Below are 11428 nucleotides of genomic sequence, written 5' to 3'. Positions count from 1 at the left end.
GCCACCCCAAACAGGTCGGGCGCCCGGCCGCCCCGGGCGCCCGACCTTTCACATGTGCGACGCGCCTTACTTGTCGTCGTCGACCAGTTCCGCGTCCACGACGTCGTCGTCCTTCCGGCTCGACTCGACCGCCGCCGGGGTGGAATCCAGCCCGGCCGCACCGCCGACACCACCGAGCAGGCTGCGCAGCTGGTTCAGGTGCGAGCTGATGCCGTCGCGCTGACGGGTCAGCTCCTGGACCTCGCGCTTGGCCGCGGCCACGCTCTGGTTGGCCTCGGACTTCGCCTCCGAGAGCAGCTTCTCGGCCTGGTGCTTGGCGTCCGCGATCAGGTTGTCGGCGTTCCGGCGAGCGCTGGAGAGCAGCGCCTTCGCCTGCTCGTCGGCGTCCCGCCGGACCTTCTCGGCACGCTCCTGCGCGGAGCGGGCACGCTCCTCGGCCTCGCCGGCGCGGGCCTCGGCGTCGGCCACCAGCTTCTGGGTCTCGCTGACGGCCGTCTCGTGCCGCTCGCTGATCTCCCGCTCCAGCTGCTCGCGCTTGGCGACCAGGGTGAGTTCGAGATCGGTGAGCTCCTTGTCGGCGCGGGCGCGAGCGTCGTCCAGCCGCTGCTGTGCCTCGGCCTTCATCTCCTCGACCTCGGCCTGCGTCGTCTTGCGCAGCTCGTCGACGTCGCGCTTGGTGTTCGCGCGCAGCTCCTCGGCCTCGCGCTTCGCCGTGGCCCGCAGCTCGGCGACCTCGCGCTCGCCGGCGGCGCGGATCCGGTTCAGCTCCCGCTCGGCGTTGGCCTTGCGCTCGCTGGCCTCGTGCTCCACCTGGGAACGGATCTTGGACGCCTCCCGCTTGGCGCTCTCCACGAGGTCCTCGGCCTCCCGGGTCGCGCTGGAGCGCAGCTCTTCGGCCTCCACCCGGGCGTCGTCGACGAGTTCCTCAGCGGTGCGCCGTGCGTTGACGCGCAGCTCGGACGCCTCGCTCTCCGCCGCCGTACGCATCTCCTGGGCTTCGGCCTGCGCCGCGGCCCGCATCTCCGCGGCCTCCGTGTCGGCCTGCGCCACCAGCTCGCTCGCCTGCTCCTCGGCGAGTCTGAGCAGCTGCTCGATCCGGGCGCCGAGTCCGGAGTAGGACGGACGCTCGACCTCGCGCAGCTCGGTGGTCGCCTCGGCCAGCTCCTGCCGCAGCCGGACGACCTGCTTGTCGAGGTCGGACGCACGGCTGCGCACCTGCGCCAGCGTCGCCTCGAGCTGCCGCACGTGTTGCTCAACTTGGATGCGGTCGTAGCCACGCATCGCGATGGTGAACCCGCCCGTGGGCGATCCGTCGAAGATCGACAGGCCGTCCGAACCTGTCTCGCTCATGGCTGCTTCCTGTACCTCGCTCATGGTCTCCCTCGTCGGGCGTGCGGCCTCGAGTACGGCTTCGCACGTAGTTGCTGATCGACGTGTGTGTTGATCTCCTTGAGTGTGCTACCCGGGAGCCCCCGTCGCTCGTCGCCTCGCCGCCCAGGGCAACAATACTCGCCTACCGTAGTGTGCCGCGTGCACTGCTCACCACCCCTGAGGGGATAGATATGTAAATATCTCACGCGTTCTCCGGCCGCTCTTAGCTTGAGGGATCATGGTAGCCATGTCCGTTTTCTCCACTCTCGACCACGTCGGTATCGCCGTACGCGATCTGGACGAGGCCATCGCCTGGTACCGGGAGAACCTCGGTATGGAACTCGTGCACATCGAGACCAATGAGGACCAGGGCGTACGCGAGGCGATGCTGCGGGTGTCCGCCGGCGACGACGGTGCCCAGATCCAGTTGCTGGCGCCGCTGACGGATGAGTCGGCGATCGCGCGTTTTCTCGACCGGTCCGGTCCGGGGGTGCAACAGGTGGCGTACCGGGTCGACGACGTGCGGGCGGCGGCGGCGACGCTGCGCGCACGGGGGATGCGCCTGCTGTACGACGAGCCGCGCACCGGCACCGGTGGCTCGCTGGTGAACTTCGTCCATCCGAAGGACGCCGGCGGGGTGCTGATCGAGGTGGTGCAGCCGCCGCCCGCTGCCGAGCTACCCTGAGACGCATGTCGGTCATAGTTGGCGGAGCACGCACGGGAATCGGAAAGCTGCTCGGATCCCTGTCCGGGTTCACCGCCATGGAGCTGGGCGGGATGGCGATCAAGAGCGCGCTGGAGCGGGCCGGCGTGGCGCCGGACTCGGTCCAGTATGTGATCATGGGGCAGGTGCTGACCGCGGGCTGCGGCCAGATCCCGGCGCGGCAGGCGGCGGTGCACGCCGGAATCCCGATGACGGTGCCCGCCTTGACGGTCAACAAGGTGTGCCTGTCCGGGATCGACGCGATCGCGCTGGCCGACCAGCTGATCCGGGCCGGGGAGTTCGACGTCGTCGTGGCCGGCGGCATGGAGTCGATGAGCCGCGCGCCGCACCTGCTGCCCGGATCGCGGGAGGGACACAAGTACGGCGATGCCGCCCTGGTCGACCACATGGCCTACGACGGCCTGTACGACATCTTCACCGATCAGGCGATGGGCGCGCTCACCGAATCCTGCAACGCGGCCGGGCTCGGGCTCAGCCGTGCCGAACAGGACGAATTCTCCGCCCGCTCGCATCAGCGCGCGGCGCAGGCGTGGAAGGACGGCGTCTTCGACGACGAGGTCGTGCCGGTCGAGATCCCGCAGCGCAAAGGGGAGCCGGTGGTGTTCCGCCAGGATGAGGGCATCCGCGCGGACACGACCGCCGAAGGACTGGCCCGGCTGCGCCCGGCGTTCGACTCCGAGGGCACCATCACCGCGGGATCGTCGTCGCAGATCTCCGACGGCGCATGCGCCGTCGTCGTGATGAGCGAGGCCAAGGCGAGCGAGCTGGGACTGCATCCGCTGGCGTCGATCGGCGCCCACGGCGTCGTCGCCGGGCCCGATTCCACACTGCAGAGTCAACCCGCGGCGGCGATCCAGGCCGCGTGCCGGCGAGCCGGGATGGATCCGGCGGCGCTGGACCTGGTGGAGATCAACGAGGCATTCGCGGCGGTGGGCATCGCCTCCACCCGCGAGCTGGGGCTCGATCCGGACCGGGTCAACGTCAACGGCGGCGCGATCGCGCTGGGGCACCCGATCGGTATGTCCGGCGCTCGGCTCGTGCTCCATCTCGCGCTCGAGCTCGGCAGGCGGGGCGGCGGCGTGGGAGCGGCCGCTCTGTGCGGTGGCGGCGGTCAGGGCGACGCCTTGCTGATCCGGGTCTGACCTTGGGTTCCTCCGTGGCGACGAGCTCCGCCGAGGCGATGGTCGAGCGCGCCCGGACCGGTGACCCGCGGGCGGTGGCCCGGCTGATCTCCCTGGTGGAGAACCACTCCCCGCAGTTGCGCGCGGTGATGGCCGCGCTGGTGCGGCACACCGGCTCGGCGTCGCTGATCGGTGTCACCGGCTCGCCGGGCGTGGGCAAGTCGACGACGACGTCCGCGTTGGTGACGGCGTACCGGGCCGCGGGCAAACGCGTCGGCGTGCTGGCCGTGGACCCGTCGTCGCCGTTCACCGGGGGTGCGCTGCTCGGAGACCGGGTGCGGATGCAGGAGCACGCCACCGATCGCGACGTCTATATCCGGTCCATGGCCGCACGCGGTCACCTGGGCGGATTGTCCGCGGCTACGCCGCAGGCGGCACGGGTACTGGACGCGGCCGGCTGCGACGTCGTGTTGATCGAGACCGTGGGCGTCGGGCAGTCCGAGGTGGAGGTGGCGGCGTTGGCGGACACCACGATCGTGCTGCTGGCGCCCGGGATGGGCGATGGTGTGCAGGCGGCCAAGGCCGGCATCCTCGAGGTCTCGGACGTGTTCGGGGTGAACAAAGCCGACCACGACGGCGCCGACCACGTCGTCCGGGACCTGAAAGCGATGACGCGGATGGTCGAGCGGGACCCCGGCGACTGGCGACAACCGATCGTCGCGACCGTCGCGTCGCGCGGCGAGGGCATCGATGAGCTGGTCGAAGCGGTGCACAAACACCAGGTCTGGTTGGCCGAGAGCGGCGAGCTGGAACGCCGGCGGCGCGCCCGGGTCCGGGGTGAGATCGAGGCCATCGCGCTGGGCACGTTGCGCGAGCGGTTTGCTGACCTGCACGGAGACGAACGGCTCGACGAGCTGGCCGAGAAGGTGCTGCTCGGTCGGCTCGATCCGTACGCTGCTGCTGAAGAAGTCGTGGATGCTGTGTCATGATCGAGGTAGTCATGATCGGCGTGGCGGCAGGGTCGCGGGTGGATCATGGGGTACAAATACAAGATGGCGGTCCTATGACCCCGGAATTCGGCGAAGGATGGAACGCACCATGACGGGCCAGCGGAAAGGAGGTCGGCGATGAAGAAGGCTCTGATCATCCTGCTCGTTGCCTTCGTGGTGTACTTCCTGCTGGCCGAGCCGGACGGGATGGCGGACATCTTCTCGACCATTTTCGACTTCTTCGGTGACCTCTTCGACGCCATCATCCTGTTCTTCGAAGAACTCTTCTAGGGCGGTCTCGCGTGCGCACGCCCAAGGAGATGGTCGACGGACTGACCGACCGATTTGTCCGGTGGCTGGACCGCGTCGCCGAGGACGGCCTGATCCGGCTGCTCTGGTGGAGGATCAAGTCCTGGTTCGGGCACCGCATGGTGGCGCGCAAGCTCGTCTCCGGAGAACGGGTCATCATCGAGGTGGCGCACAGCTGGATCGTGCACGTGCCGTCGATCCTGATCGCGCTGGTGGGAGTGGCCCTGGCGGTCTTGTGGGTGCCGTTCGTCTCCGCCCGGATCGCCTGGTTCGCCATCGCCGTCGTGGTGGGGTTGATCGGTTACGCCTTCTTCAGGTCGCTGTACTGGTCCCGGGACCGGTTCGTGCTGACCGATACCCGGGTGTTCCGGGTGTGGGGTCTATTCTCGCTCCGGGAGGCTGAGATGGAGGTCGTCCGGCTGCTGGACATCACGGTGTTGCGGCCATGGTTTCTACGGCCGTTCAACTCCGGGCACCTGGTGCTGGAGAACGCGGCACAGCAACAGGGCATCCGTGACATTCACTATGTGCCGCGGCCCGCGGACATCGCCCGGCTGATTCACAAGCGGCGGCGGGAGATGACCGGTGCCGGCCCGAAGCCCCCGGAGAAGAAGAAGCCCAATCCGCGCCGGCCCGACCATCCGGCCACCAACCGCCCGGTGACGGCACGCCGGCAGGCGACGCTACGGCACCGGTGAGGAGTTCCCGCGATGCCGGAACCTCTTGATCTGAGCTTCGACCCGATCGACCGAGCCGGACTGATCTGGCGAGAACGGTTCGGCCCGTCCGAGGCCATGCTCGCAGCCACCTCGATCATGCGTGTCCAGCAGCTGTTACTCGGTGAGTATGACCGGATCTGCCGGCCGTACGGCCTGACGTTCGCCCGTTACGAGGCCCTCGTGCTGCTCAGCTTCAGCCGGACCGGAGCGCTGCCGATGGCCAAGATCGGGGAGCGGCTCATGGTCCACCCCACCAGCGTGACCAACACCATCCAGCGCCTGGAGACAGCCGGCTTCGTGGTGCGCGAGCCCAATCCGCGGGACGGGCGGGGCACCCTGGCCCGGATCACGGATTCCGGCCGGGACGCGGTGAAGAAGGTGACCTCGGAGTTGATGGACGCCGACTTCGGTCTGCGCGCGCTGGACGAGGACGAGCGGATGGCGGTGTTCGACCTGCTCCGCGGTATCCGGCTGGCCGCCGGCGACTTCCGCGAGTAGCCGTGATCGTCGCTGGCGTCCACCGTGCCATGCTCGGCACATCGGATCCGGCGGGTGCAGCAGCCTCGATCGCCGGTTCGACTATCGACGACCGTGGGCGAGCGCGGCGAATCCGTTGACGTACTGTTCGGCCGAGATGTCCCCGACCAGGTTTCGCTGGGCGATGTACCCGACCATGACGCCGTAGAGGAAGCCGGCGACGTCGTCCGGGTCCACGTCGGTACGGATGTAGCCGGCGGCTTTCCAGCGTGCGACGATGTCCAGCCAGCCCTGGCGGATCCGGCTCGCGATCTCTTTGACCACCGCACCGACCTCGGGCTCGCGGATGGCCTCGGACCAGGCGTGCATGGCGATCTTGCTCAGGTCGGGCTCTCGTGCCATCGTCAGCCGGTTGATGGTGTCGACCACCATGTCCAGCGACTGCGCGGGGGTCGGTACCGGGTCGGCGTGTGCGATGGTCTCGAAGATCTCCCCGACGCCTTCGGTGATCGTGCCGGCGGTCGCCTTGACGAGTTCGAGTTTGCTGGGGAAGTACCGGTAGACCGCACCGGCGGACAACCCCGACTCGGCGAATATGTCCTGCATAGAGGTGGCGTGGAAGCCGTTGCGCGCGAAGCACCGCCAGGCTGCTTCGAGGATCTGCTGGCGTCGTGCGACCAAGTGGGCTTCGGATACGCGGGGCACGGGGTCACCTTAGCCGCTCGTGGCGGGCGGCGTCGTGTTGCGCGGCCGAGAGGGTGTGTGGCATTGTAAAGAGAACGGACATTCGTTTTGGAGGATTGCGATGAGTCGTGGGCGCATGAGTGACCCGGACGTGCAGGTGGACCAGCTCGCAGCGGCGGAGGATCGGAAGGAGGCTGCTGCGCCCGTATCCGGTTGGCATCTGGTCATCAGGTTGGGCGTCGGTGTGTCGCTGCTCGTCGGCGTCCTGCTGACGATGTTCGCCTGGCCGAACTCGGAAGTCGCACCGCGCGACGTACCGATCGCCGTGGTCGGGCCGGCCGGTGCGGTGGATGAGGTGGAGCAGCAGCTCGATACGGCTATGCCGGGCGCGTTCGCCGTCGAGCCGGCGGCGGACGCCGGGGCCGCGCGTCAGCTGATCGAAGACCGGGAGGTGTATGGGGCCATCGCCGTCACCCCGGACGGGCCACCGCAGGTCTTGGTCGCCTCTGCGGCGAGCCCGGCGGTGTCGCAGCTGATCGAGACGGTGGCGGATCGGATGACGCAGCAGCTGACGGATGCGCCGACGCCGCAGGTGGAGGATGTGGTGGCGCATCCCGCGGACGATGCACGCGGTTCCGGATTCTCCTCGTCCGCCCTTCCGATGGTGATGGGCGGCATGGCCATCGGTTACGCGATGTCGCTGGCGATCACGGGCGTCTGGCGGCGGGTCACGGGTGCACTGGTGGCCGCCGTGGGTGGCGGGTTGGTGGCCGCGCTGGTGGCGCAGACCTGGCTCGGGGTGCTCGACGGCGCGTACCTGGCGAACGCCGGCGTCTTCGGCCTGACCTTCGCGGCGATCTCATTGACCATCATCGGCCTGGGTTCGTTGCTGGGCAGGGTCGGGCTCGGGCTGGGCGCTCTGGTCATCCTGTTGCTGGGTAACCCGCTCTCGGGTGTGACGACATCACCCGACATGCTCCCCTCGGGATGGGGGACGCTGGGACAGCTGTTGCCGCCGGGCGCCGGCGGTACGTTGCTGCGCTCGACCGCGTTCTTCGATGGTGCCGCCGCCGGCGGACCCGTCCTGGTGCTCGCGTCGTGGCTCGTCCTGGGTCTTCTGCTCGCCGCAGCCGGGTGGGCGAAGACGGAGCGGGTTACCGCCGGGTCCACGAATCAGGCCGTGCCAGCAAGCTCCTGACCTGCTCCGGTAGCTCGCCGGTGAGAATGCTGGCGACGGTCGTCGTCTCCAGGACATCACGCAGGCTCGCGCGCACCGCCACCCACACCTGGGTGAGCGGTGCGGCGTTGCCCGGGTAGAGCGTGTCCTCCGGTGGCATGCCGCGGACCGCGGCGAGCGGGCCCTCCGCGGCCCGGACGATCTCGGCCAGGGTCAGCTGCTCCGGGTCCCGGGACAGCCGGTAGCCACCCGAGGCTCCGCGCTGGGCATCGATGATCCCGGCGCGGCGCAGATCGCCGAGGATCGTCTCCAGGAATTTCCCCGGGATGTCTTGCGCCTCCGCCAGCTGCTGGCGGGTCGCGGTGGCCGGCCGGAGCGAAGCGAGTTCGATCACGGCTCGGACGGCATAGTCGGCGCGGGCGGTGACGTGCACGCTTAGATACTGCCATCGATCGGCGCCGGACGCGCCCAACGGCCCACCCCCCTTCCATGATCATGAACACTTCCCGTGCCATTTGAACGGTAAGTGTTCATGATCATGGGTGGGATGGCTGGTTCGCACTGTCCGGCGGGGCGCTGTCATACTTACTAGGACGTCAAACAATCGGACGTCCTAGTACATGTTGGCGATCCCAACATCAGGAGGCAGCGGTGCGAGAAGACGAGATCGAGGACGGGCGACGGCGCTGGCAAGAGCGGATGCGTACGGCCACGGAGCAGGGCCAGGTCCGCGATGCCGACTTCACCACTATCTCCGGTGTCGAGGTCGATCCGGTCTACGGCCCGGAGCCCGGCGTCGACGATCCGCGGTTCGAACGGATCGGTTGGCCGGGCGAGTATCCGTTCACGCGCGGTCTATACACCACCGGATACCGCGGGCGGAGCTGGACCATCCGGCAGTTCGCCGGTTTCGGGAACGCCCATCAGACCAACGAGCGCTACAAGATGATCCTGCGCTCCGGCGGCGGCGGGCTCTCGGTCGCGTTCGACATGCCCACGTTGATGGGCCGGGACTCCGACGACGCACGCAGCATCGGCGAGGTCGGGCACTGCGGGGTGGCGATCGACTCCGCCGCGGACATGGAGATCCTCTTCGACGGCATACCGCTGGGCGAGGTCACCACCTCGATGACGATCAGCGGGCCGGCGGTACCGATCTTCTGCATGTACGTGGTGGCAGCCGAACGGCAGGGCGTCGACCCCGGAGTGCTCAACGGCACGCTGCAGACGGACATCTTCAAGGAGTACATCGCGCAGAAGGAATGGCTGTTCGGCCCCGAGCCGCATCTGCGGCTGATCGGCGACCTGATGCAGTACTGCGTGGACACCATCCCGGACTACAAGCCGCTGTCCGTCTCCGGGTACCACATCCGTGAGGCCGGCTCCACCGCCGCGCAGGAGCTGGCGTTCACCCTTGCCGACGGGTTCGGATACGTGGAGCTGGGGATGTCGCGCGGCCTCGACGTCGACGTGTTCGCCCCCGGGTTGTCCTTCTTCTTCGACGCCCACATCGACTTCTTCGAGGAGATCGCCAAGTTCCGCGCTGCTCGCCGGATCTGGGCGCGCTGGATGCGCGACGTCTACGGGGCGACGACCGAGCGCGCGCAGTGGCTGCGCTTCCACACCCAGACCGCCGGGGTGTCGCTGACCGGGCAGCAGCCGCACAACAACGTGGTGCGCACCGCCGTGGAGGCGATGGCGGCGGTCCTGGGCGGCACGAACTCCCTGCACACGAATGCGCTGGACGAGGTGCTCGCGCTGCCGAGCGAACACGCCGCCGAGATCGCCCTGCGTACACAGCAGGTCATCAATGAAGAGACCGGCGTGGCCAACGTCGCGGACCCGCTGGGCGGTTCCTGGTACGTGGAGGCGCTGACCGACCGGATCGAGGCGGAAGCCGAGCAGATCTTCGAGCGGATCCGCACGATGGGGGAGCGGGACGTGCGCTGGCGGGATCAGTACGGCCCGATGACCGCCGGCATCCTCCGCGGCATCGAGGACGGCTGGTTCATGTCGGAGATCGCAGATGCCGCATTCGAGTACCAGCAGAAGGTGGAGAAGGGCGAGAAGCGGATCGTCGGCGTCAACTCGTATCAGGACACCGTCTCCGGGGAGCTGGACATTCTCCGCGTCTCGCACGAGGTCGAGCACGAGCAGCGCGAGGTGCTGGCACGCCGCCGCGCCGAGCGGGATGACGACGCCGTCCGGTCCGCGCTGGCCGATATGGTCGAGGTCGCTCGGACCGAGGGCAACATGATTCCGGCGATGCTCGACGCCGTCCGTGCGGAGGCAACCCTGGGCGAGATCTGCGACGCCCTGCGCGACGAGTGGGGCGACTACACCGAACCCGCCCGCTTCTAACCCTCGCCCTAAATGATCATGTGAAGTGGGTTTTCTCCAGCACTACCATGTCTGCAGACCTGTTGGTGCACGAGAAAACCCACTTCACATGATCATTTAGGGCAGGCGGGGTTGGTGGGGGGCCGCCTCGCATATGTGTGGCCGTTCGGAGAGGATGGGGGTATGAACTCGAAGAGCTTCAGCCGTCCTGGTGCTGTTGACTTGTCGTCGTTGCAGAATGCGCCGCGGGGTGGTGCTTCTGCCAGTGCGCCGCCCGCCGGTGCTGCCGGTCAGGCGCCCACATCGGATGCCGCCTCTACCGGTGCGGGCGGTGGCTTCCTGGTCGACGTGACCGAGGCCACGTTTCAGGCGGAGGTGATCAACCGGTCCGCTTCGGTGCCGGTGGTCATCGACTTCTGGGCCACCTGGTGCCAGCCGTGCAAGCAGCTGTCGCCCATCTTGGAGAAGCTGGCCGCCGAGTACGGTGGCCGGTTCGTCCTGGCCAAGATCGATGTCGACGCCAACCAGCAGATCGCCGCTTCAGCGCAGGTGCAGAGCATCCCGACGGTCCTGGGCGTGGTGAAGGGGCAGGCCATCCCGTTGTTCCAGGGCGCGTTGCCGGAGGCCGACGTGCGCCGGGTGCTCGACGAACTGCTGAACGTCGCGACGCAGAACGGCGTTGCCGGCCGCGCCGAACCGGTCCAAGGCAACGGGGCGGAAGCCGCGGAAGAGGTCGCCGATACCCGATTCGACGCCGCCTACGAGGCGCTCGAGGCGGGAGACCTGGACGCCGCGGCCGCCGCCTACCAGGCCGTGTTGAACGAGTCGCCGGCCGACGCCGACGCGAAAGCGGGCTTGGCCCGGGTGGAGCTATTGCGCCGTACCCATGGGGTGGATGCGGCAGCGGCCCGCGCATCGGCTGACGCCGATCCGGCGGACGTGGACGCTCAGTTGGTCGCCGCCGATCTCGAGCTCGCGGAAGGGCAGGCCGAGGCCGCCTTCAATCGCCTGATTGAGACGGTCCGCCGCACGGCGGGGGACGAACGCGAGCAGGTGCGCACCCGGTTGGTCGAGCTCTTCGAGATCATCGGACCGTCCGACCCGCGGGTGGTCAAGGCTCGGGCCGCCCTGGCCAGCGCGTTGTTCTAAGTCAGATCAGTTGCGGTGCGGCTTCGCATGCGGAGTCGCACCGCTGGCCTGCCGCGTGCCACCGGCTGTTGCCTGTGCCGTGATCGATACCACGGCGACGTGACCGTTATCACTGCACCGTCCTGCGCAGGGGGTGTTGTCCTGCCCTCGACAGGTGATACAAAAAGAACGGATATTCGATTTATGCCGAGGTAACGGGACCTTTCATGCTGATCACAGAGGTCGTGGTAGACGGTCGGACCTGGTGGATCAATGCGGACCAGCACGGTCACATCATCGCCATGGCGGCCGCACGTGAGCAGGTGCAGAACGTCGACATCGCGATCGCGTGGCGGCGGCCGTTCCGAACCAGGTAAGCCGACCGCCGC

At 68.3% G+C, this 11428-nt stretch carries 13 protein-coding genes; 10 read left to right on the top strand and 3 right to left on the bottom strand.

What is annotated here, in order from left to right; translation table 11 throughout:
- Window positions 1-66 precede the first annotated feature (66 nt).
- On the bottom strand, window positions 67-1350 hold the full coding sequence (locus tag G1H10_RS12435) for a coiled-coil domain-containing protein (protein ID WP_163737678.1): 1284 nt from the start codon (window positions 1348-1350) through the stop codon (window positions 67-69).
- Between the two features lie 268 nt (window positions 1351-1618).
- Here G1H10_RS12435 and mce point away from each other — a divergent pair, with 268 nt between their 5' ends.
- From mce to G1H10_RS12405, 6 genes are all read left to right on the top strand, one after another.
- On the top strand, window positions 1619-2056 hold the full coding sequence (gene mce / locus G1H10_RS12430) for a methylmalonyl-CoA epimerase (protein WP_216853199.1): 438 nt from the start codon (window positions 1619-1621) through the stop codon (window positions 2054-2056).
- 5 nt (window positions 2057-2061) lie between these two features.
- Window positions 2062-3237 carry an acetyl-CoA C-acetyltransferase gene (locus tag G1H10_RS12425; RefSeq protein ID WP_163737672.1) on the top strand — a complete coding sequence of 392 codons (1176 nt, stop codon included), beginning with the start codon at window positions 2062-2064 and terminating at the stop codon, window positions 3235-3237.
- A gap of 38 nt (window positions 3238-3275) precedes the next feature.
- Window positions 3276-4205 carry a methylmalonyl Co-A mutase-associated GTPase MeaB gene (meaB, locus tag G1H10_RS12420; protein WP_163737951.1) on the top strand — a complete coding sequence of 310 codons (930 nt, stop codon included), beginning with the start codon at window positions 3276-3278 and terminating at the stop codon, window positions 4203-4205.
- 138 nt (window positions 4206-4343) lie between these two features.
- A complete protein-coding gene (locus G1H10_RS12415) occupies window positions 4344-4496 on the top strand; it encodes a hypothetical protein (protein WP_163737670.1) in 153 nt (50 codons plus the stop codon).
- A gap of 11 nt (window positions 4497-4507) precedes the next feature.
- A complete protein-coding gene (locus G1H10_RS12410) occupies window positions 4508-5212 on the top strand; it encodes a PH domain-containing protein (protein ID WP_163737667.1) in 705 nt (234 codons plus the stop codon).
- 12 nt (window positions 5213-5224) lie between these two features.
- Window positions 5225-5731 carry a MarR family winged helix-turn-helix transcriptional regulator gene (locus G1H10_RS12405; protein ID WP_163737665.1) on the top strand — a complete coding sequence of 169 codons (507 nt, stop codon included), beginning with the start codon at window positions 5225-5227 and terminating at the stop codon, window positions 5729-5731.
- Window positions 5732-5812: 81 nt separating this feature from the next.
- Here the strand turns inward: G1H10_RS12405 and G1H10_RS12400 are convergent, their stop codons facing one another.
- Window positions 5813-6415 (bottom strand): TetR/AcrR family transcriptional regulator, encoded by a 603-nt coding sequence (locus G1H10_RS12400; RefSeq protein ID WP_163737663.1) that lies wholly within the window; start codon window positions 6413-6415, stop codon window positions 5813-5815.
- Between the two features lie 115 nt (window positions 6416-6530).
- Here G1H10_RS12400 and G1H10_RS12395 point away from each other — a divergent pair, with 115 nt between their 5' ends.
- Window positions 6531-7592, top strand: coding sequence for an ABC transporter permease (locus G1H10_RS12395; protein WP_216853197.1), 1062 nt, complete (start codon window positions 6531-6533; stop codon window positions 7590-7592).
- Here G1H10_RS12395 and G1H10_RS12390 read toward each other — a convergent pair.
- Window positions 7549-8004: an RrF2 family transcriptional regulator gene (locus G1H10_RS12390; protein WP_163737658.1), complete on the bottom strand. Its 456-nt coding sequence runs from the start codon at window positions 8002-8004 to the stop codon at window positions 7549-7551. The two genes, G1H10_RS12395 and G1H10_RS12390, sit on opposite strands and share 44 nt — an antisense overlap.
- A 218-nt stretch (window positions 8005-8222) precedes the next feature.
- Here G1H10_RS12390 and icmA point away from each other — a divergent pair, with 218 nt between their 5' ends.
- The 3 genes from icmA (at window position 8223) to G1H10_RS12375 (ending at window position 11416) form a co-directional block, all read left to right on the top strand.
- Entirely contained in the window at window positions 8223-9932 is a 1710-nt protein-coding gene (gene icmA / locus G1H10_RS12385) for a coenzyme B12-dependent isobutyryl-CoA mutase large subunit (protein ID WP_163737656.1), read from the top strand.
- 162 nt (window positions 9933-10094) lie between these two features.
- Entirely contained in the window at window positions 10095-11060 is a 966-nt protein-coding gene (locus tag G1H10_RS12380) for a tetratricopeptide repeat protein (RefSeq protein WP_163737653.1), read from the top strand.
- A 206-nt stretch (window positions 11061-11266) separates the two neighbouring features.
- A complete protein-coding gene (locus G1H10_RS12375; protein ID WP_163737650.1) occupies window positions 11267-11416 on the top strand; it encodes a hypothetical protein in 150 nt (49 codons plus the stop codon).
- Window positions 11417-11428: the final 12 nt, after the last annotated feature.

Origin of the sequence: Phytoactinopolyspora halotolerans (assembly GCF_010550675.1) — a bacterium.
GTDB classification, from domain to species: domain Bacteria; phylum Actinomycetota; class Actinomycetes; order Jiangellales; family Jiangellaceae; genus Phytoactinopolyspora; species Phytoactinopolyspora halotolerans.
This window is presented reverse-complemented; position numbering and strand designations above follow the sequence as displayed.

Excerpts from the sequence above, each read along its gene's own strand:
- G1H10_RS12435 (WP_163737678.1), bottom strand. The coding sequence starts at position 1,350 with ATGAGCGAGACAGGTTCGGACGGCCTGTCGATCTTCGACGGATCGCCC.
- mce (WP_216853199.1), top strand. The coding sequence starts at position 1,619 with ATGTCCGTTTTCTCCACTCTCGACCACGTCGGTATCGCCGTACGCGAT.
- G1H10_RS12425 (WP_163737672.1), top strand. The coding sequence starts at position 2,062 with ATGTCGGTCATAGTTGGCGGAGCACGCACGGGAATCGGAAAGCTGCTC.
- meaB (WP_163737951.1), top strand. The coding sequence starts at position 3,276 with ATGGTCGAGCGCGCCCGGACCGGTGACCCGCGGGCGGTGGCCCGGCTG.
- G1H10_RS12415 (WP_163737670.1), top strand. The coding sequence starts at position 4,344 with ATGAAGAAGGCTCTGATCATCCTGCTCGTTGCCTTCGTGGTGTACTTC.
- G1H10_RS12405 (WP_163737665.1), top strand. The coding sequence starts at position 5,225 with ATGCCGGAACCTCTTGATCTGAGCTTCGACCCGATCGACCGAGCCGGA.
- G1H10_RS12395 (WP_216853197.1), top strand. The coding sequence starts at position 6,531 with ATGAGTGACCCGGACGTGCAGGTGGACCAGCTCGCAGCGGCGGAGGAT.
- G1H10_RS12380 (WP_163737653.1), top strand. The coding sequence starts at position 10,095 with ATGAACTCGAAGAGCTTCAGCCGTCCTGGTGCTGTTGACTTGTCGTCG.
- G1H10_RS12375 (WP_163737650.1), top strand. The coding sequence starts at position 11,267 with ATGCTGATCACAGAGGTCGTGGTAGACGGTCGGACCTGGTGGATCAAT.